Genomic DNA, 21,258 nt, shown 5'->3' with positions numbered 1-21,258 from the left:
CTTCTCTAATGCGCAACGGCCCCCTTTTTCTGCTCACCTTGAAGCGAAGACAAGCGCCTGGTAACCTTCAGAACCCTTAGCAGTGTTTACTAGGGTTTAAGATGCTTGACGATAACGCCACTTCACCGAGCTTCAAAAACTATTTGACTATCAGCGAGGCTGCCATGTTCCTGGGTGTTAGTATCGAAACGCTCCGTAACTGGGATCGCCAAAACAAGTTTAAGCCAGCTCGCCACCCGCTCAATGGTTATCGTCTCTATCGGCGTGAAGAACTGGAGGAACTGCTCCAGCAAGCAGCCAATGGTCTCATTGCAAAGAAAGCTGCGGAATAGATACCCGGACGGGCTATCAGTGTAGAGTGCCCATGAGCCAACCCGCCAAAGCCACGTTTTCCCTGTTAGCCGGTCTTCGCCGTAGCCGCATTGATCCGGCCGGGCAGCCTGCCATACCTTTTATCTATGCAGCGATTATCCTGTTGATGGGGGGCACTCTACTTGTCGATCTATACACCCTGCTTGGGATAGGCGTCTGGGCCATTTACTTCCTCCCTATCATCCTGTCATTCTGGCTCGGGCGTCCGATAGCGCCGCTGATTATCGCGCTCCTGGCGACGGCGTTGATGACCATTGACTTCTTAATAAGCCCGTCAAAGGAAGCTTTGTGGTGGGTTGCGTTCAGCCGTAGCTGCGGCTTTATCGCCATCTGGGCTGTGGCCATCGACCGCCATTTCTCCATCAAAGACTGGCTTGCTATCCAGCAGCATGAATGGCTTCAGTCTGGACAGGTGGGACTGAGTAAGGCGATAGGGGGGGAGCAGCGGCTGGAGCAGCTTGGAGAGAGCACGCTTAGATTTTTAGCCGAGTACCTCGGCGCCCATGTCGGGGCTTTTTTTGCCAAGGAGGGTGACATCTACCGCCGCATCGCTACCTTCGCCACCTATAGTAATCCCGCTGCGGACGGGGTACCCGAGGAGTTTGGGTTGGGCGACGGCCTACTTGGGCAAGCGGCCAAGGATGGCCGGCTGTTTCTTGTTCAAGAGGTACCCGATGGATACTTGAACGTGAAGTCTGCGCTCGGACAGGGCAAGCCGAGGCACCTCCTTATCGCTCCGATCGCTACGGATAAAACGGTAAATGGAGTGATCGAGCTAGGCTTTATCCACCCACTCAACACCTCCACTACTGAGCTTTTAGAAAAAGTAACGGAATCTATCAGTGTAGCTATCAAGTCGGCGCACTATCGCATTCACCTACAGAACCTGCTGAAGGAGAAACAGCAACAGACCAGCGAACTTCAGGCGCGGGATGAGGAACTTCGAGTCTTAAATGAGGAGCTCGAAGAGCAGAACCGAATGCTTAAGGAGTCCCAGACTCGACTTGAGCAGCAACAGGCTGAACTTGAGCAGCAACAGGCTGAACTTGAGCAGACGAATACCCAGCTCGAGGAACAGACCGAGCGCCTCGAGGCCCAGCGGGAGGATCTCGTGAAGGCGAAAGCGGCTGTGCAGGCGCAAGCACGGGAGCTTGAACAGGCGAGCCGGTACAAATCCGAATTCCTCGCCAACATGTCGCACGAGCTTCGCACCCCGCTCAACTCTTCCCTTATTCTCGCCAAGCTCCTCGCCGACAATCCCCAGGGAAACTTGTCGGACGAGCAGGTCAGATACGCCCAAACCATCCTGTCCGCCGGCAACGATCTTTTAGCCCTTATCAATGACATCCTTGATCTGGCGAAAGTCGAGGCCGGGCGCATTGAGGTGCGGCCGGAGCCGACTTCACTGGCAGAATTGATGGACAATCTCCGTCGCATCTTCGAACCAATTGCTGGGCACAAGGGGATTACCTTCTCCACACTTATCTCCTCCGAGTGTCGGGAGAGTATCTACATCGACCGACAGCGACTCGAACAAGTGCTTAAAAATCTCCTATCGAACGCGATGAAGTTTACCGACAAAGGTGAAGTAACACTCAGTGTGAGCGGGGTGCCGAACGGGCGCATATCTTTTGCTATCATTGATACTGGAAGCGGTATTCCCGAAGATCAACAGCAAGTGGTGTTCGAGGCATTTCGCCAAGCCGAAAGTACAGCTGACCGCAAGTACGGCGGCACGGGCCTAGGGCTATCGATCGCGCGGGAGCTGACACAGCTGCTCGGCGGCGATATCCACCTAATGAGCGAGCCAGGCCGGGGGAGTACGTTCACCGTCACGGTTCCTGAGAGCTACGACCCTGGCCTCGTACAGCGATGCACTCCTGTCGAGGAGGTATCCAACCCACAACCGCTGATCGAGCCCGCTTCTCCGGCGGACACAACGTCCCTTTTCCAGCAAAGACAGCCTGCCGCTCCTCCGGCTCCAACACACCCGCACGAGGACGATCGGGAGCGACTCACGGCTGATAGCCGCACCCTCCTGGTGGTGGAGGACGATGAGTCCTTTGCCCGTCTTCTCTACGATCTGGCACACGAACTCGACTTTCAATGCCTAATCGCCACCACCGCAGAAGAAGCACGGGTGATGGCAATGCAGTACTTGCCAAGCGCTGTAGTGCTCGACATCGGCCTCCCCGATCGCTCCGGGCTTTCGGTCCTCGACCAGCTCAAGCAGGATGCCCGCACCCGCCATATCCCGATACACGTGGTCTCCGCCAGCGATTACGCTCATACGGCCCTGTCGCTCGGCGCCGCTGGCTACATGCTCAAGCCCGTCAAGCGGGAGGAGCTGGTTCAGGCACTCAAACACATTGAGGCGCGGCTCACTCAGCGGATGCGGCAAGTCCTCATCGTGGAGGATAATCCCATCCAGCTTGACAGCTTACGAGAGCTACTCGGCTCGCATGTGGTTGAAACCACTGGGGCCAGGAGTGCGGCCGAATGCCTTGAGCGACTTAAGGAAGAGACATTTGACTGCATGGTGCTCGATCTATCCCTGCCCGATGCCTCGGGGTTCTCGCTGCTCGAAACACTTAGTTGTGAGGACGCCTACTCCTTCCCCCCGGTGATCGTATACACAGGCCGGGATCTCTCCGCTGGCGAGGAACAGCGACTCCGCCGGTACTCGCAGTCGATTATCATCAAGGGAGCAAAGTCTCCCGAGCGACTGCTCGATGAAGTGACCCTGTTCCTCCATCAAGTGGTAGCCGAGCTCCCGCCTGAGCAGCAGCGGATGCTTGATAGGGCCAGAAACCGGGATGCCGTGCTCGAAGACCGTCGCATCCTCATCGTCGAAGATGATGTGAGAAATGTGTTCGCCCTCACCAGCATCCTCGAACCCCGTGGCGCAATAGTGCAGATCGCCCGTAACGGCCGCGAAGCGCTTGAAATTCTTGAGAAGTCCCTCGGCGATTCCAGGCAGCCCATCGATCTTGTGCTCATGGATGTCATGATGCCCGAGATGGACGGCCTTACCGCCACCCGCGAGATTCGAAAGCACCCCGAATGGAAGAATCTTCCGATCATCATGCTGACCGCGAAGGCCATGAAGAATGATCAAGAAGATTGTTTCACGGCCGGTGCTAACGACTATATGGCAAAGCCCCTGGATGTCGAGAAGCTCCTCTCGCTTGTCCGCGTGTGGATGCCAAGGTGAGGAGAGCTTGGCCTGTGGACGACAAGACCACCGAGATTGAGCTTAGACTGCTGCTCGAAGCGCTTTTCCAGAAGTACTGTTATGACTTCCGGGGGTATTCGATGGCATCAATCAAACGCCGATTGTTCCAAGCCAGAGAGCATTTTGATTGCCGCACGTTCTCCCAGCTCCAGGACCGGGTACTCCACGACCCGGCGGTACTATCAAAGCTGCTGTCATTTCTTACCGTACGGGTGAGCGAGTTGTTCAGAAACCCGGCTTACTTTTTGGCGATACGGGAGAAGGTCATACCGTACTTACGAACTTATCCGTCAATTAAAGTGTGGGTGGCCGGCTGCGGCGCTGGCGAGGAGGTGTACTCGCTGGCCATTCTCTTTCGCGAGGAGGGACTTGAGAACCGCACGATGTTCTACGGGACGGACATCAGTCCGGAAGCGCTCGAGAAAGCCAAGGCCGGGGTGTACAAACTTGACCGGATCCCACTATTTACAGAGAACCACCGACAATCAGGGGGAAAATCATCCCTCTCCGACTACTACTCGGCAGCCTACCAGGCCGCCATCTTCGACAAGAACTTGCGCCGGCGAGTCGTCTTCTCCGACCACAGCCTGGCCACCGATGGGGTATTCGCTGAAGTGCAGTTCATCTCGTGCCGAAACGTCCTCATCTACTTTGACCGCGAACTGCAGGATCGGGCTGTGGGGCTGTTCAAAGACTCTCTTGCGAGGAAAGGTTTTTTAGGACTCGGCTTCAAGGAGAGCCTTCGGTTCAACCGGCACGCCGATACCTTCACCGAGTTTGCCCGCAGCGAGCGGATCTACCAAAAGCGAGGTGACCTGTGACCGCAACGCAAGCAGAGGCGATTGTCATCGGCGCATCGGCCGGAGCTCTGGAAGCTTTATCCATTCTTCTCCCGGCCTTACCCCAGGATTACCCCTTGCCGATTATGGTGGTGGTCCATCTTTCGCCCGACCGAGAGAGCATGCTCGCTGAACTTCTCCGAGCAAAGTGTTCACTGGACGCTCGCGAGGTTGAAGACAAGGAGCCTATTCAAGGCGGCACAATTTATTTCGCCCCCCCTGATTACCACCTACTGGTGGAGGTGGATAAACACCTGTCACTCTCAATTGAGGAACCGGTCCACCACTCACGACCGTCCATCGACGTGTTGTTCGAGACTGCCGCTGATGCCTACGGAGCAGCACTTATCGGCATCGTCCTGACCGGTGCCAGCAACGATGGATCTCAGGGGCTCAAAGCGGTGGTAAGTGCAGGCGGGACCGCGCTGATTCAGCGCCCGGATCTTGCGTACATCCCTACCATGCCGCAAGCTGCCCTTGATGCCTGTCCCGAGGCGCAAGTCATGAGCCTAGAGCAAATTACGGCATACCTGCAGGAGAGGAGTACCCCCTTATGATCATGACGCCGGCAAATCCCGTTTGTTTCTTGCTCGTCGATGATCGGGAGGAGAATCTCCTTGCGCTCGAGGCGCTCCTGCGCCGTGAGGGGCTGGTGTTACAAAAAGTCTGTTCCGGCCCGGATGCTCTCGAAGTACTCCTCAAGCACGAAGTGGCGCTTGCGTTCATCGATGTTCAGATGCCGGGGATGGACGGCTTCGAGTTGGCCGAGTTGATGCGAGGGGCCGAGCGGACCAGGCGGGTGCCCATTATCTTCCTCACAGCGGAAAACGCTGACCAACAGCGGCGGTTCCGTGGATATGAGGCTGGGGCCGTGGACTTTCTCCACAAGCCTCTTGAACCCGACATACTAAAGAGCAAAGCGGAGGTCTTCTTTGAACTTGCCTGTCAGCGACAGGAGGTGATCCGCCAGCGGGACGCGCTTCAGATCGTGAATGAAGAAAACGCTCGGCTTTTAAAGGAAAGCCGTCAGTATGCCCAAGCGCTCAAGGAGACGGTACGGCGAAAAGACGAATTCCTGGCCATCCTGTCTCATGAACTACGCAACCCCCTGGCCCCGATCCGTAACGCCGTGCAGATCCTCAACCGCCAGGGTTTGGATGACGCCACAGTGCAGGCAGCCCGGAATCTGATCGAGCGGCAATCGCAGCATATGGTGCGGCTTGTCGATGACCTACTGGATGCGAGCCGTATCGCCCGCGGAAAGCTCGAACTTCGTAGGGAGGTTGTGGCGCTGGCGGCGGTGGTGGAGCAGGCGGTTGAAATGGCCCAACCTCACATCAAATCCGCCGGGCACGACCTCACCCTATTGCTCCCGCCGCAGCCGCTCTTCCTCGACGCTGACCCGGCACGGCTGGCGCAGGTGATATCGAATTTGCTTCAAAATGCCTGCAAGTACACTGAGAAAGGAGGCCGCATTTGGCTGGCCGCCAAGCGGGCAGGGAGTGATGTGGTTGTCTCCGTTAAAGACACCGGTATCGGCATCTCGCCCGAACACCTGAGCCAACTGTTCGAGATGTTTTCGCAGATGGAATCTTCATTCCAGCGGTCGCAGGGGGGACTTGGCATCGGGCTGTCGCTGGTTAAAGGCTTAGTGGAGATGCATGGTGGGACAGTGGAGGCCAGGAGTGAAGGCTTTGGCAAAGGGAGCGAGTTTATCGTGCGGTTACCCGTTATACCGGTACCACAGGCGCCATTATCCGAGAGTGGGGACGATTCCAAAGCAGCGGCGGCCCACCGTATTCTCCTTGCGGACGATCACATGGGCTGTGCGGAGTCGCTTGCCTTGCTGCTGCGGCTACATGGTAACGAGGTCGAGATGGCGCACGACGGCTTTGAAGCAGTCGAAGCGGCAGAACGTTACCGGCCTAGCGTGGTGCTACTCGATATTGGGATGCCGAAGCTAAACGGCTACGAGGCCTGCCGCCGCATCCGGGAACAAGCATGGGGCAAGGACATGGTTATTGTGGCCATGACGGGGTGGGGGCAAGAGGAGGACCGCCGAAGATCAAAAGAAGCGGGATTCAACGGACACTTGCTCAAGCCGGTAGACTACGCTGCGCTGGAGGAATTCCTAGCCAGCACAGCTTGATGGGGCAAGGGTTTTCCAGATGCGAAATAAAGCAGAGAAAGAGAATTGAGGTGAGTTATCGGCGCTAGGATGCTACTTTAATCAGAAGAGAAACACCCTTAAGAAAGGCAAAGGTTTAATCATGTTTTACAATCTAGCCTGAATAAACAGGTAGAGAGGTCATAGACAGTGCTTCCCGTCTGGCTGGCACGCTTCCTAGTGCCATTGATGATTCTGGGACTGCCCTTATTAGGCGCTTGGCTGGCTGGCCAACCCTTAGCGCCTTATCTGGAATTTCCTCCCACTCCTGAAGTTTGGGACTCCAAGTCCTTTTCCTGGCCTCTATTTATGGCCACCGCCCTAGTGGTGGTTGGGGGAGTCGGTTTCCTTGTCCTCCGGGTGAACACCGCCAAGCCTCCCTCCCCTGGCAGGACGGCTTATCCCGTCGCCTTCCCCCGCTGGGGGTGGTGGGGCGTGGGAATCGTAACCATTGCCTGGATTCTGGCCTGGAGCCGCTTTTCCTGGTTTGCGCCTTTGCAACCCTATACTTTCACTCTGCTCTGGGTGGGTTATATCTGGGTGATCAATGGGCTCACCTTCTGGCGCACTGGTCATTGTCTGCTGGTGGACCGCCCCAAACAGTTATTGCTTCTATTTCCCTTAAGCGCCCTCTTTTGGTGGTTCTTTGAGTACCTCAATCTATTCGCTCAAAACTGGTACTACCTGGGGGGCAGCGAATCTACCGGCGGGATAAGAGATTTTCTGACCGCTTCCTTACCATTTTCGACGGTTCTGCCGGCGGTCCTCAGTACTCGGGATTTACTGGCGTCTTTTCCTCGCCTCAGTGCCGGGCTCGGGAATTACCATCAAGTGCCGGCTCCCTTTCCCCACTTACTTCCCTGGATGGCCTTACTGGCAGGCGGAGGGGGATTACTGGGTATTGGCCTTTGGCCGATGTATCTGTTTCCGGCGGTCTGGGTAGCGCCGGTGCTGTTAATCGTCGCCCTTCAGGCCCTGACCGGTAGCAACACCCTCTTTTCCTCCTTGAAGCAAGGGGATTGGCGACCCCTCTGGTTACCCGCCCTGGCCGGGCTGATCTGCGGGTTCTTTTGGGAGATGTGGAATGAGTACAGCTTCTCCCGGTGGGCGTACGCCATTCCCCAGGTGCATGGATTCTCTTTGTTTGAGATGCCATTATTAGGGTATGCAGGTTATCTGCCTTTCGGGCTGACCTGTGTGGCTACCCTCGATTTCTTTTTGCCGGCAAGATTTGATCTCCATCAATTCACGTGTCGTCAGATCCTCGAAGCGACCCCCAGGTGAAAAATGTGGTTTAAAAAAAACCGTAACGATTTTACTGATCAAGGTGTATTGATCACCGGCGGCTCGAGAGGGATCGGCTTTGCTACTGCGCAAGCCTTTTTGGAGAAAGGTGCCCGAGTGGCCCTCTGTTCTCTTAATACCGATCGCCTCTTTAAGGCCCAACAACAACTGCGTCAATGGGGGGAAGTGGAGGCGATACCTGCCGATATGCGGGATTTCCATCAGGTTCAGCAGTTTGTCAACCAAGCTCAGGTACGATTCGGTCGGATCGATATCCTGGTTAACAACGCAGGCTATGCCTGGAGTGGCGATTTTATCGAAGAGGCGATTGAAAGTATCGATAAAACCCTCGATGTGAACCTCAAGGGAGTGTTATATGCCACCCATGCCGTATTGCCTTTCATGGTAGAGCAAAAGCACGGTACGATTATCAATGTGTCCTCGGGAGCGGGGCTGTCTGGCTTTGCAGGGTTAGTCAGCTACTGCGCTTCTAAATTCGGGGTAGTGGGATTTACTGAAAGCCTCGCCCAGGAAGTCGACCTCCAAGGGATTCGGGTTTTCGGGATCTGTCCAGGGAGAGTAGCCACCGATATGCAGGAGGCCGTATCAGGCCAAAAAATCGGCCTACCTCCTGAAAAGGTTGGCCAAAAAATTCTGCAATTGGCGGGACACCATCCGCCGATTTCCACGGGGAAGTGTCTAGTGGTTTCTTCGTAGCGGATTACAGCGCCGAATAGTCACAAGGGTGCCCCCTATAAGGAGGACCCTTGTGCGCCGAGCTGATAATTTTATAATTATTCGGTAGGTTCCCTCTCTTCCATAGGTTCTAGGATAATCGCCCCGCCTACCATGGCCGCATTATATTCCTCCTTGCTCAGGATACCATTACGATCTTTATCGGCAATATCAAAATCCAGGCCTTCGACTAGGGCAGCCTCATCCCTACTGAGAGAGCCGTCCTGATCCATATCTACTTCAGAAAAATCAGGAGCTTCGGGGGCAATTTCAAGCTGTCCCATGGTTACAACCCCTGTCCCGAAGATAAGGATTGTAGCCACGACAAGGAGTAAGGTCTTTTTCATTCCTTTCCCTTTATTAGTTTATCTACTATTGGAGTTCGCGGCTAACGCTCGTGATCGTGGCTGATCGCCACATGGCCACGTCCTTGCGGCCTCACTCGCTGCGCTTTTCCTGCTTCGTCTAGGCCCATATTGTCGCGGGTAGTCCCGCTATCGTCCGGTTGATGTGCCCATCCACAGGCCTCAGTTCCCCTGCTCCCCAGGGTATTTCCAACTTGATCAATCACCCGAGCGGCGGCAATATCCCGGTCATGCTCGCTTCCACAGTGCTCACACGTCCAGGACCGCACACTCAGCGGCAGCTTTTCACCTATTACCCCGCAATCAGGGCAGACCCCCGTGGTACGCTGAAACCTCGGCACAATAGTGAGTGGCCTACCGTACCACTTCGCCTTGTAGGTCAGCTGCCGTCGTAGCTCGTGCCATCCGCAGTCCCCAACCGATCGGGCTAGCTTCCCGTTGGCCATGACGCCACGCACGTTTAAATCCTCGATCGCTATAGCTTGGTTCTCGCGCACGATCTCGGTACTCAATCCGTGCAGGAAATTCGCCCTCTTGTTGGCTATTCTTTGGTGGAGCCGAGCTACGCGGCTCTTTTGCTTGCGACGGTTGCAACTACCCTTTTTAGCCCTAGATAAATCTCTCTGAGCATGGGCCAACCGCCGTAAGCTCTGTTTCAAAAAGCGTTTCGGTTTCTCCTTCCTGCCATCACTCATTGCCACCAGAGTCGACACTCCCAAATCTAGCCCGATCGTTTTATCCGTCGCAGGCGGATTGATGACATCAATACAATCGCATTGGAGGGAGATAAACCACTGCCCGGCAGCATTCTTGCTCACGGTGGCGCTGTTTGGCATCACCAGAATATCCCGATAGGACCAGGCTACCCGCACGGGGCCGAGTTTTGGGAGGCGCAAGAACTCCCCAGGGAGAAACACTTTATCCCCGCGCCGCTTGTCGATCTGGAAAGTGCAGGACCGCATTGCCCCGCGTTTTTTAAACTTCGGGTAGCGAGCCTGCTTTTTAAAAAACTTCTGGAAGGCTTCGTCCTGGCTTTTCAGGATATAAGTGAGGGCCGTCGCACTGGCGGCCTTAAGGAAAGGTTGCGACGCCTTCAATAAGGTGAGTTCCCGCGACAGCGCGACGGCATACAGGGACTCGCCGTTTTCTTTGTATGCCTTGGTGCGCCGATCGAGCGCCCAGTTCCAGACATAACGGCAAGCATTGAACTCTTTTCCCAACTGCCTGCGCTGGGCAAGCGTCGGGTAAAATCGTAGTTTGTAGGCTTTCATCACTAACCTTATCAAGCGTCGCACCTACTACTATACGGAAAAGCGCCGCCGCAAACAACACTTAACTTAGCCCTCGCGCTCGATGCTCCGCACTCTCGCTGGGGGGTCGTCGCACTTCCTTGTGCTCCTTCCATGTATTAGGATTTTATTTAAGTGTATAGCTCACGCCAATGTACGTATCTAAATAACCATATTAGGATATTATGGTCCCCCCCGCGATATAGTGTTGCTAAAACTTACTTACGCTGATGTCCTGCCAGATTTATGGTGACAAATAATTTTTTATACCTTCCGCGAACCCTTTTTCATTAATTTAATAATTACATAACGAAAGGATAGATTAACTTACCATGCCCCAAAGACACCGCCATTTTCCAGAAAGCTATCGGAATGAAGAATTTCTCTCTAGCCGCGAGGCACGGTCACTTCGGATTCTCTCCGAGTACTTGGAACCCCAGCGCCGCTTCGCGCGCTACAAGGTGGATGATACGGTGGTGTTTATGGGCTCAGCGCGTACCGTCTCCCGCGCGCAGGCTGAAAAGGAGTTCAAGGCAGCCGAGGAAAATCAAGGTGACATTAACAAAGCGAAGCAGCAGCTTGAAATGTCGAAGTATTATGAGGCTGCCAGGGAGCTAGCCCGTCGCTTAACAGAATGGTCCAAGGGATTAAGCGATGAAGAGCGGCGCTTCGTGGTTTGCACTGGCGGTGGCCCAGGGATCATGGAAGCTGCCAATCGGGGAGCCTCTGAAGCGAAGGGGATCAATGTGGGGTTGACTATCTCCATCCCTATCGAGGAATTTGATAATCCCTATATCACCCGCGAACTCTCGTTCCACTTCCACTATTTTTTCATGCGCAAGTTTTGGTTTGCTTATTTAGCAAAAGCCGTTATCGTCTTTCCGGGCGGCTTTGGGACTCTTGACGAATTGTTTGAGCTTCTCACCCTGGTGCAAACGGGCAAAATCCGGAAACACCTTCCCATTGTCCTCTTTGGAAAGGCGTACTGGAATGAGACTATCAACTTCAACGCGCTAGTTCGGTACGGGAATATTGATCCCCAGGATCTTAACCTGCTCTATCAGACTGACTCCGTCGATGAAGCTTATACATTTCTCGTCAATCACCTCACCCGATACGCCATTGAGGAACGGGGAGCGATTCTTTGAAATGCCCTATAAAGTCATTATCCCAGCCCGCTATAATTCTAGCCGCTTGCCTGGTAAACCGCTGCTCGATCTGGCAGGAAAACCCATGCTGCTCCATGTCATCAAAAAAGCCCAAGAAAGTGGCGCGGAGGAAATTTTAGTAGCCACCGATGATAGGCGCATAGAGGCAATCGTCAAAGATTACGGTATCCAGGTCTGTATGACTTCAACCGCGCATAGCTCTGGCACTGAACGATTGGCCGAAGTGGTGGTTCAACAGGGTTACTCGGATCAGACCCTCATTGTTAATGTCCAGGGTGATGAACCCCTTTTACCTCCTTCCCTGATTGCCCAGGCAGCAAAAGATCTAGAAATTCACTCCCAGGCGGATGTGGCCACCTTAAGCGTAAATATCGCCAGCCGCAAGGAATTATTTAATCCCAACATTGTCAAAGTGGTTCGGGATGCGCAAGGCTATGCCCTTTATTTTAGCCGAGCCCCTATTCCCTGGGCTAGAGAAGATTTCGCCGCTGAAAACATGATCTGGCCTACTTCCTGGCCCTACTATCGCCATATCGGCCTTTACGCCTATCGGGCGGGTTTCTTGCGGCGCTATCCTCAACTCCCCACTTGCCCCTTGGAACAAGCTGAGCACTTAGAGCAATTGCGGGTCTTATACCATGGGGGCCGAATCCATGTGGCTGTTGCCAATAGGGTTCCCCCTCCAGGGGTGGATACGCGGGCTGATCTGGAACAAACTAGGCAACTTCTAGCCCAGGAAAACAATCTCACCAACGATTACATTTAAGGGAGTAAAAATTGCACGACCCCCAAGTCCAGAAATCCAGGAGTCAGCTGTCCAGAAGAACCTCGAACCCTAATTTCTAGGATCTGAGGCACCCAGCGGCGCGCCTTGCCGAACTGATCAGGCTGAATTACCCTATTGCAGGCTATCTCCTGAAGCACCAGTACCGGACCTTCCTCTAAAACTTCAACAATTTGGCAAGGAATTCCCTGATGCTGGACCTGATAGCCAATGAGGCGCCGCAGGGAGGTCATGGCGATAGAATCGGGGGACATTAACGCAACCTTCAGAGGTTAGATTTTGCATTGGGACAAAATCCAATTTTTTGTTTTTACAGTGGCATGAAATCATGGTTCTAAAAAAATGGCTCCAAAACAAACAGGCTCCTCTTAATCCCACTGAGGGCAAGATTGGGATTCTGTTTATTTGTATGGCTAACTTCTGCCGCTCTCCTATGGCCAAAGGCCTTTTCCAGCAGTTAGTGACACATCATCACCTTGACCATGCCATTTTCGTTGACGCTGCTGGCACCCATGGCCATTTTGCTGGTGAGCGTCCGGATCCACGGGCTCGAGCATGCTGTCGACAACGGGGTATTTGTATCGACCATTACCGTGCCCGACAGATCCAATATACGGACTTTATTCACTTTGATTACCTTGTCGCCATGGACCGCTCAAACTTGGCATTGTTACAAAAGCTGGCTCCAGCCAGTCAGATCGGAAAGATAAAGTTACTGCTTGATTTAGCACCCCACTTGGGAAAACAAGACGTCCCCGATCCCTATTATGGTCCTGCCACCGAGTTTGAAGAGGTCTTGGTACTTATTGAAGAGGCCGCTCATGGCCTCCTCAAAGAAGTTCGCCAGCGACGCTTAAATCTCTAACGCTGCTTATACCCATCCCCATACTACCTTTTTAATTCCCCCTCATCCTCACCTTCTCCCCAAGGGGAAGAGGGGGAAGAGGGGGTTAATTTCTGGGATTAAGTCAGTGTTTCAGGAAAGGAATATCTTCCCTATTCCCAAGAGGCGGCCCTTAACCGGAAGACTCCTTCCTCACCGAGTGAGGTAACATTGGTGTCTGTTCCTCCACTATGGAAATGGGTGCAGGCAATTTTGGCACTTCTGTGGCAACGACCGCCCGCTCATTCGCCGCCACAACCTTTCCCGGCCCAGAGGATATCGAGTCCTGGGAACCTCCACTTTGCCGCTCCTCCGAGGAGGCCTTTTTCCCACCGGAAGCGGCTGTCTCTGGAGGCAACTTCGAGGGGGTATCTTTCACCTCTGAAGAAAGCGCAGGTTTTTTTTCAGCATTTCCCGTTTCTTTCGGTTGCTTCACCGCAGACCCATCACTTCTACTCCCACTGCTGCTGTGACGGTGCCTGTTCGCTGCACTGGAGCGAGAACGACGCCCCCCCCGTCGCCCCCGGGTAGCCGTCCTCGGTGAAGTATTCCCCCCAACTTTTTGCTTATCCTGAGTTTCCTTGGCTTCTGGGACCGATTGAACGCTCTCGACCTCTAGAGAAGCCTCTTTCCCCTGGCTATTTTCCCTGCGATTTTGTTTCCGACCTGAACCGCGGCGTCCCCTACCATGGGATCTCCCACGGCGAGAAGCCACATGCTCCTGTTTATTCGACTCTCCATGAGCCGTTGCGGTCTCTTGGTTCGATACCTCAGAGGCTGCTGGTTCTTGGTCGCCCCCGACAAGCACTTTCCAGAAATGCCTTAAAAAGTTAGGCTGAGCTGCCGGCGCTGCTGATTGCAGTCCAGGCGGAGGAAGCGAAGGAGAAACCCCTTTAACCAAAGGTTCATCCGGAGCAATGCTAGGTGTGGCAAACACCAGATTTTTAGACTCCGGCTCATTCGCCATCTGGTAGCTTTGCATTTCAAGCCGTTTATCCGCTCGCCCCTCCTCTTTTCCTTTCTCCTTAATACGCTCAATTTTGAAAGCAGGGGTTTCCATATGGGGATTAGGCACTAAAAACAAATGCACCCCATATCGCCTTTCAATAGTAGCAAGATTAGATCGCTTCTCGTTGAGCAAGAAGGAGGCCACCGAAATGGGAAGTTGGACCACCATGCGAGCAGTCTTTTCCTTGGCTGCCCCTTCTTCGACAAGACGCAAGACTGATAGCCCTAGGGATTCTATCCCCCTCACATAACCCCGACCGCTACAACGCGGGCAAACCACTTGATGGGCTTCCCCCAGAGACGGTCGCAACCGTTGCCGTGACATCTCCAGAAGTCCAAATCTGGAAATGCGACCCACTTGTACCCGCGCCCGATCCTCACGCAAGCACTCCCGCAACCGATTCTCAACCGCCCGCTGGTTACGTAGTGGCGCCATATCAATAAAATCGATAACAATCAACCCCCCCAAATCACGCAACCTTAATTGGCGTGCTATCTCTTCAGCCGCTTCTAAGTTGGTTGAAAGAGCCGTCTCCTCAATATCCTCGCCCTTATTTGCCCGCGCTGAATTGATATCGATGGTGGTCAGGGCCTCAGTATAGTCGATGACGATTGCACCACCGGCAGGTAACTCAACCTCATGCTGGAATGCAGTCTCGATTTGGCTCTCAATTTGAAAACGGGTGAACAGGGAAACCTTATCTTGATAGAGCTTAAGCCTGTGCAACTCATGGGGCATCACTTGCCGCATGAAATCATAGGCTCGCTGGTAGACATCTGGAGTGTCAATCAGGATCTCGCCCACATCTAGGCGTAGGTAATCCCGTAATGCGCGAATAATGACATCACTTTCCTGATAGATAAGAAAAGGCGCTGACCGCTCTTCAGCGGCAACCCGGATAGCCTGCCAAAGATGAAGCAAATAATTGAAATCCCATTGCAATTCTTCCGTACTTTTACCCAGAGCAGCAGTCCGAGCAATGAGCCCCATGCCCTCAGGCACCTCAAGAGCACGCATTGCTTCTAAAAGCGCGCCCCGCTCTTCCCCTTCGATCCGACGTGATACCCCTCCAGCCCGAGGGTTGTTGGGCATCAATACAAGATATCGCCCCGCCAAACTCACAAATGTAGAAAGCGCGGCCCCTTTATTGCCCCGCTCTTCTTTTTCTACCTGGACGAGTAACTCTTGCCCTTCCTTGAGCACTTCTTGGACTTTGAGCCGCTCCCCAGGTTCTCCCTGATAGGGCTGAAAATAGCCGCGCGCCACCTCCTTGAGGGGTAAAAACCCCTGGCGATCAGCACCATAATCGACGAATACCGCCTCTAAACTTGGTTCAACCCGAGTAATTTTGCCCTTGTAAACATTGGCTTTTTTCTGTTCCCGAGTCGGATTTTCAATATCTAAATCTTGCAAGTGCTGGCCATCGACCATCGCCACTCGCAACTCTTCCGCATGAGTTGCATTAATCAGCATTCTTTTCATGAATCTCGTTCCTTAATTTCTACGCATGTTTACACCCACGGCTAAATTCTCTGCCTATTCAAGAAACCTGAGCACTTCAGACTCAATAAGCAGCAACAATCCGCAGGTGCCTGCGAGAGAAACGAGAGCGGCGCTTAAGACGCCATTTTTCTATGAGGTCTATGACTTTAAGCCCGGAAACCTCGAGAATAGGGTAGAGAAAAGTCGGGCGATCCCGCCTGCCGATAAAAGGTACCGGCGCCACTTGCCCACCTATCTAACCTCCTCCAATTGAGGTGAAAATGACAGTCTATACTCAGCACGCTTAACCGAACTGCCATTGCTCATCCCTTCTGCGGAAAAGCTCCGCATAACCACCTACTCGCATAATTTGCCTGCCAGAAACTTATCCTGCGGTACCTATCAATGTAATGTGAGTGAAGCACATCAATCTTTTTTTTAAGCATAATAATGATTTTCACTCCGCCAATAATCAACTCATTTAACTAAGCTTGTGTTCAGCAGGATCAGCCAAACTTTTTTCAGTTCCGGCACGGTTTATCATCATAATAACCTCAAGACTACTCGTTACTTCTCGCAAAACCTTGTTCTATCGCCGCAGCCTTGGCGCCATCCTGTGATGACCAGGATGGGCACGGCGCGGTCTGCAAAAATCCCTCACTATGTTCTATCGGATAGATAACTTACTATGTCTTATATGTCTTATATGAGGCCTACTGTCTAGCCATATTAGGCCCAAAATTTTGATCTCATTTCAATCCTACTAGTACCACTATGGAAATCCATTTCTTATCACTGGCGGGCAGTCACCCCCTCAGGTCATGCATAATTAGACAATTTTTTAAAAAAACAGTGCCTTCAAACAGGTACCTCCATTACTCACGCCATAGTCTTTGGGGTGATAAATCAACTCTTTGCAATATATCAGGCTGCCCCTTTAGCATCAAATACAAGAGAAAAACCCATAAGCTCAACGAGGTTTGCGCCATATCCTGTCCAGTTCCCTCAAACGGGCCAGCTTTTCGGCGATCTTGATCTCCAACCCCTGGGAAACTGGCTCATAGTAGCAAGGCTGCCCCATTTCCTCGGGAAAATAATGCTCGCCCGCCGCATAGGATTCAGGTTCGTCATGGGCATAACGATACCGGCTGCCATAGCCAAGCTCTTTCAAAAGCTTAGTGGGCGCGTTCCGCAAATGCAAAGGCACCTGGAGGGAACCGTAAGTCTTAGCGTCACGGCTGGCGGCATTCAAGGCCTTATAGGTGGCATTGCTTTTGGGAGCGCAGGAAAGAAATATCACTGCCTGGGCCAGGGCCAATTCTCCCTCGGGGCTACCGAGGCGTTCATAGGCCTCCCAAGCATCAAGGGCAAGGCGCAAAGCCCGAGGATCAGCATTGCCAATATCCTCGCTCGCGATTCGTATCAAGCGTCGAGCTAGATAACACGGGTCACATCCCCCATCCAGCATGCGGCAAAACCAATATAAGGCAGCATCTGGCGCAGAACCCCGTACTGCCTTATGGAATGCCGAAATTTGCTCATAAAAGACCTCCCCCCCCTTATCAAAGCGCCGAACTCCCCCCCTCAACACTTGCTTCAGCAGTTCCTCCGTGATGGTATTTTTCTCTGCCAGATCACTGGCAATTTCAAGCAAGTTGAGAGCCCGGCGGGCATCCCCATCTGCCACCTCCGCAAGCCGCTGGCATAGAGCCTCAGCCATTGTCAGCGAACGTCTCCCCAATCCCCGCTCTGGGTCTGCTAAGGCACGTTTGATCAGGGTGCAGATATCTCCCACCTGAAGGCATTTAAGAACATAAACTCGGCACCGGGATAAAAGCGCATTATTCAATTCAAAGGAGGGATTCTCCGTGGTCGCACCAATGAAAATAAAGGTGCCATTTTCCACATAGGGTAAAAAGGCATCCTGTTGGCTTTTGTTGAAACGGTGCACTTCATCCACAAATAGGACGGTCCCATACCCTTCCTCAGAGCGGACTCGTTGGACCTTATCCACCGCAGCCCGCACTTCTTTCACGCCGGCCAACACCGCAGAGAGACTGAGAAACTGGGCCTGGCAATAGTTGGCGATGAGACGGGCCAAGGTGGTTTTGCCAGTGCCGGGAGGTCCCCACAGCACCATGGAGTGGGGACGGCCCGTTTCAATCGCTTGGCGCAGAGGCGCCCCCTCCTTCAGGAGATGACTCTGGCCAACAAATTCATCCAATTTCTGGGGCCGCATACGATCGGCTAAAGGGCGGCCGGCAACTTCCACAGAAGGCAGGTTCTTGTTAGCACGCAGAGACATTACCCTAAGGGGAATCCCCTCCCATGACATCCACCCCTTCTGGCGGCGTAAAAACAAACAGGGAAGGGTCAAGGGATAGGTTGACCTCAACCTCAGAAAAGGTTAGTCGGGTGATCTGGCCAAAACTATCGTGCAGTTCCATCTGACGCAAAGTATTATTATCAAACCCCAGTAATAAACGTTCGAAAGTGGCCTCTTTATTACGAGGTAGCAATTCCACCCAAGCCAAATGATTATGGGAGGCAAGATTATTGATTCGGAAAGTCTCTTCCGGTAAACATTCACCAGAAAGCAGCAAAGCCGGGGTCTCTCCGAGGGCCAGCTTTTGGTTTTTGACAGTCACTTGTTCTAGGTCGGGATCATAGAACCAGATACGCTCACCATCTGCCACAATTGCTTGGGAGAAAGGTTCATGATAATCCCAGCGGAATTTACCAGGACGCTGAAGGAAAAACTTTCCCTCGCTCTCTTCCAAGGGCTCCTGATGCTCGTCTAGCAGAGTCTGATGGAATTCAGCACGTAAACTATGGACCTCTTCCAAGAATGCTGCCAAATGTGCTCCCGGCTCCTCTGCTCTCAGGGTAAGGGCCATGCTGCCTAAGACAATCCCCCAGAGCCCCCTTCGGAGCCATTGTCGCCTTCGACAGGAATTGTTAATAAACACTCGCTCTTCAACTCTCCGGTGGAGGGGGAGCCAAAACTTCTCGGCTCCCATTAGACTGCATGGGACCTACAACACCGCTTTGCTCCATGGCTTCGACCAGCCGTGCCGCGCGGTTATAACCAATTCGCAATCGCCGCTGAACCCCCGATACAGAGGCCCGCTGAGTCTCAGTGACTACCCGCACCGCCTGGTCATAAAGGGGATCATTCTCCGCCTCAACGCCACCGCCAGCTGAGTTAGCGCCATCTCCAAACTCATCCATCCCCTGGGTGATCTCTTCCAAATATTGGGGAATGCCCTGCTGCTTAAGGAACTCTACCACATTATGGACTTCGTGATCGTCCACGAACGCACCATGTATCCGTTCAGGCATAGCTGTCCCCGGGGGGAGGTAAAGCATATCCCCCTGCCCCAGAAGTTGCTCGGCGCCCATTTGATCCAAGATAGTCCTAGAATCCACTCGTGATGAAACCTGAAAGGCCATCCGGGCGGGAATATTGGCCTTAATGAGTCCCGTGATCACATCCACTGAAGGCCGTTGAGTAGCAAGGATTAAATGAATACCTGAGGCTCGGGCTTTTTGTGCCAAGCGGGCGATGAGTTCCTCCACTTTCTTCCCCACCACCATCATCATATCTGCCAGCTCATCTATAACGACCACGATTAAGGGTAAGGGTTCCAGTAGTAATGGCTCTTCCTCTGGAAGTGGTGAATGAAGGGGATCTTTCAGCGGTTGGCCTGCTTTAATGGCATCCCGCACTTTACGGTTAAACCCAGCCAAATTGCGAACCCCCAACGCAGCCATCAGCCGGTAGCGTCGCTCCATCTCTGCCACACACCAGCGCAGGGCGTGCCCTGCCTCATTCATATCGATGACGACAGGAGCCAACAGGTGGGGGATACCTTCATAAACCGATAACTCCAACATTTTAGGATCAATCAGAATGAGGCGAACCATCTGCGGAGTGGTCTTATACAACAGGCTCAAAATCATGGCGTTGATGGCCACTGATTTGCCTGCTCCAGTAGCTCCTGCTACTAGCAGGTGGGGCATCTTGGCAAGATCAGCGACCACCGGATCACCGCTGATATCCTTGCCCAGGGCCAAGGTCAACGAGGCCCGGCTTTCAAGATAGACGGCACTATGCAGCACCTCTGAAAGGTGCACAATTTCCCGGGTTTCGTTAGGAATCTCCAAACCGACCACCGGTTTGCCGGGAATAACCTCGACCACCCGAACGCTCAGCACGGACAGAGCCCGGGCCAGATCCTTCGCTAATCCAGAAATCCGACTGACTTTAACTCCAGGGGCAGGCTGCAGCTCGAAACGGGTAATGACAGGCCCCGGATTGACAGCCACTACTTGTACCTCAACCCCAAAGTCTTTCAGCTTCTCCTCCACTTGGCGGGATAAAATTTCAAGGATTTCCTTTGAATAGCTTCCCTGGGAGGAAGAGGGTTTATCCAAAAGTGAGAGGGGTGGAAGCTTTCCTTCTTCTGAAGGTTGAAACAAAGCCGGCTGCCATTTTTGTGGTTGCTGTGCTTGCCGTAGATTTGCGCCCCCTTGTGGCACTACCCCCATAGGTGGAGCCGCTTCCCTCGCTGGGGTTGTCTCTTCAGATAGAGCTATCTCCTCAGGGGGGGTTGCCTCTCTTGGTGGCGTGGTTTCCCTTGGTGGGATGGTTTCCCTTGGTGGGATGGTTTCCCTTGGTGGGATGGTTTCCCTTGGTGGGATGGTTTCCCTTGGTGGGATGGTTTCCCTTGGTGGGATGGTTTCCCTTGGTGGGGTGGTCTCCTTTGGTGGAATTGGTTCTCCAGGTAGGGTGGGCTCCAGTTCGCCAATGACCGGCTCAATACGAACTTTACTGCGTTGTTTCTCGGATTTGAGCTTGTCCCCCCTTGTACCACCGGGCATCACCTTCATTTTGAGTATCGGAAAAGAGCGGTTGGCAAACTGCCCACGAAGTGGTTGGCCCCAACCCCCTATACTCCGAGAGAGGTCCAAGGTATAACGACCGATAAAATCCATCAGCCATAACCAAGAAAGCCCCGTAAGTAAGGTCACACCGGTAAGAAACAAAGCTAATAACAACAGAGTCGTCCCTAAGGGGCCAAACATACCCAATAGACCGCGGCCTACCATCTCTCCTAGAACACCTCCCTCGGCTACCGGTAGAGTTCCCGGAGGCACGGGAAAATGCAGCGCAGCAAGGCCGCAGGTTGCTCCTAAGGCCACAATAAATCCAATCACCTTAAGTAGCCAAAATTGAATCGAACCCCCGTCCTGGTTTTTCCTGCCATGGACTAACAAAAAATAGCCACTGTAAGCCGCCATGAGAGGCAATAAATAGGCCGGATGGCCCAACAAATAGAGCAGAAGATCAGCAAGCCAGGCCCCAACCCTCCCTCCTTTGTTATGCACAACCTCAGTAGTGCCTGTATGGGACCACCCGGGATCGGTAGCGGTATAAGTCAACAGGGATAACAATAAATAGGCTGCCAACGCCAAGCACACGATGAATGCAGCTTCCTTAAGGCGATGACGGATATGAATACTAATCGGGGTACGCTTGGAACGTTTAGTGACGGTCGAAGCTTGAGCCATAATGTTTTTAATGTTGTTGCACTACTAAAACTTAAGCTGGGATCTTAACAGAATGTCTCATCATATAACGG

At 53.2% G+C, this 21,258-nt stretch carries 17 protein-coding genes; 10 read left to right on the top strand and 7 right to left on the bottom strand.

Going from position 1 to position 21,258, the window contains the following annotated elements; genetic code table 11:
* Positions 1-101: 101 nt before the first annotated feature.
* From E3U44_RS07135 to E3U44_RS07105, 7 genes are all read left to right on the top strand, one after another.
* Entirely contained in the window at positions 102-332 is a 231-nt protein-coding gene (locus E3U44_RS07135) for a MerR family transcriptional regulator (RefSeq protein WP_134357463.1), read from the top strand.
* A gap of 32 nt (positions 333-364) precedes the next feature.
* Positions 365-3,586, top strand: coding sequence for a response regulator (locus E3U44_RS07130; RefSeq protein WP_134357462.1), 3,222 nt, complete (start codon positions 365-367; stop codon positions 3,584-3,586).
* 14 nt (positions 3,587-3,600) lie between these two features.
* Complete coding sequence (locus E3U44_RS07125) at positions 3,601-4,428, top strand: CheR family methyltransferase (protein WP_134357460.1); 828 nt, start codon at positions 3,601-3,603, stop codon at positions 4,426-4,428.
* Positions 4,425-5,003 (top strand): chemotaxis protein CheB, encoded by a 579-nt coding sequence (locus E3U44_RS07120; RefSeq protein ID WP_134357459.1) that lies wholly within the window; start codon positions 4,425-4,427, stop codon positions 5,001-5,003. Before E3U44_RS07125 ends, E3U44_RS07120 begins: the two co-directional genes overlap by 4 nt.
* Complete coding sequence (locus E3U44_RS07115) at positions 5,000-6,595, top strand: response regulator (protein WP_134357457.1); 1,596 nt, start codon at positions 5,000-5,002, stop codon at positions 6,593-6,595. The genes E3U44_RS07120 and E3U44_RS07115 overlap by 4 nt, the downstream gene beginning before the upstream one ends.
* Before the next feature lie 168 nt (positions 6,596-6,763).
* Positions 6,764-7,897, top strand: coding sequence for a hypothetical protein (locus E3U44_RS07110; RefSeq protein WP_134357456.1), 1,134 nt, complete (start codon positions 6,764-6,766; stop codon positions 7,895-7,897).
* 3 nt (positions 7,898-7,900) lie between these two features.
* A complete protein-coding gene (locus E3U44_RS07105) occupies positions 7,901-8,614 on the top strand; it encodes an SDR family oxidoreductase (protein ID WP_134357454.1) in 714 nt (237 codons plus the stop codon).
* Positions 8,615-8,691: 77 nt separating this feature from the next.
* Here the strand turns inward: E3U44_RS07105 and E3U44_RS07100 are convergent, their stop codons facing one another.
* Together E3U44_RS07100 and E3U44_RS07095 are read right to left on the bottom strand one after the other, a co-directional pair.
* Positions 8,692-8,979 carry an EF-hand domain-containing protein gene (locus E3U44_RS07100; RefSeq protein WP_134357453.1) on the bottom strand — a complete coding sequence of 96 codons (288 nt, stop codon included), beginning with the start codon at positions 8,977-8,979 and terminating at the stop codon, positions 8,692-8,694.
* Between the two features lie 41 nt (positions 8,980-9,020).
* Positions 9,021-10,268: an RNA-guided endonuclease InsQ/TnpB family protein gene (locus E3U44_RS07095; protein ID WP_240761765.1), complete on the bottom strand. Its 1,248-nt coding sequence runs from the start codon at positions 10,266-10,268 to the stop codon at positions 9,021-9,023.
* A 350-nt stretch (positions 10,269-10,618) separates the two neighbouring features.
* On the opposite strand from E3U44_RS07095, the gene E3U44_RS07090 reads away from it, so the two are divergent.
* Together E3U44_RS07090 and kdsB are read left to right on the top strand one after the other, a co-directional pair.
* The gene (locus tag E3U44_RS07090; protein ID WP_134357451.1) at positions 10,619-11,434 is read left to right on the top strand and encodes an LOG family protein; all 816 of its coding nucleotides are present in this window, start codon (positions 10,619-10,621) and stop codon (positions 11,432-11,434) included.
* Between the two features lies 1 nt (position 11,435).
* Positions 11,436-12,221 carry a 3-deoxy-manno-octulosonate cytidylyltransferase gene (gene kdsB / locus E3U44_RS07085; protein ID WP_134357450.1) on the top strand — a complete coding sequence of 262 codons (786 nt, stop codon included), beginning with the start codon at positions 11,436-11,438 and terminating at the stop codon, positions 12,219-12,221.
* On the opposite strand, the gene E3U44_RS07080 is transcribed toward kdsB, so the two are convergent.
* Positions 12,218-12,493, bottom strand: coding sequence for a hypothetical protein (locus E3U44_RS07080; protein WP_134357448.1), 276 nt, complete (start codon positions 12,491-12,493; stop codon positions 12,218-12,220). The genes kdsB and E3U44_RS07080 overlap by 4 nt on opposite strands.
* Positions 12,494-12,567: 74 nt before the next feature.
* Between E3U44_RS07080 and E3U44_RS07075 the strand changes: the two genes are divergently transcribed.
* Positions 12,568-13,104, top strand: coding sequence for a low molecular weight protein-tyrosine-phosphatase (locus tag E3U44_RS07075; RefSeq protein ID WP_206054915.1), 537 nt, complete (start codon positions 12,568-12,570; stop codon positions 13,102-13,104).
* Between the two features lie 151 nt (positions 13,105-13,255).
* Here the strand turns inward: E3U44_RS07075 and E3U44_RS07070 are convergent, their stop codons facing one another.
* The 4 genes from E3U44_RS07070 to E3U44_RS07055 all read right to left on the bottom strand — a co-directional run bounded on the left by E3U44_RS07070 (position 13,256) and on the right by E3U44_RS07055 (position 21,187).
* Positions 13,256-15,613 carry an Rne/Rng family ribonuclease gene (locus tag E3U44_RS07070; RefSeq protein ID WP_134357447.1) on the bottom strand — a complete coding sequence of 786 codons (2,358 nt, stop codon included), beginning with the start codon at positions 15,611-15,613 and terminating at the stop codon, positions 13,256-13,258.
* Positions 15,614-16,583: 970 nt separating this feature from the next.
* Positions 16,584-17,918 (bottom strand): replication-associated recombination protein A, encoded by a 1,335-nt coding sequence (locus tag E3U44_RS07065; RefSeq protein WP_134357445.1) that lies wholly within the window; start codon positions 17,916-17,918, stop codon positions 16,584-16,586.
* Between the two features lie 4 nt (positions 17,919-17,922).
* Positions 17,923-18,510 carry an outer membrane lipoprotein periplasmic chaperone LolA gene (gene lolA / locus E3U44_RS07060; RefSeq protein ID WP_240761764.1) on the bottom strand — a complete coding sequence of 196 codons (588 nt, stop codon included), beginning with the start codon at positions 18,508-18,510 and terminating at the stop codon, positions 17,923-17,925.
* A gap of 79 nt (positions 18,511-18,589) precedes the next feature.
* Entirely contained in the window at positions 18,590-21,187 is a 2,598-nt protein-coding gene (locus tag E3U44_RS07055; RefSeq protein ID WP_134357443.1) for a DNA translocase FtsK, read from the bottom strand.
* Positions 21,188-21,258 lie beyond the last annotated feature (71 nt).

It is taken from the genome of Nitrosococcus wardiae (genome assembly GCF_004421105.1).
Taxonomy (GTDB): Bacteria; Pseudomonadota; Gammaproteobacteria; order Nitrosococcales; family Nitrosococcaceae; genus Nitrosococcus; species Nitrosococcus wardiae.
This window is presented reverse-complemented; position numbering and strand designations above follow the sequence as displayed.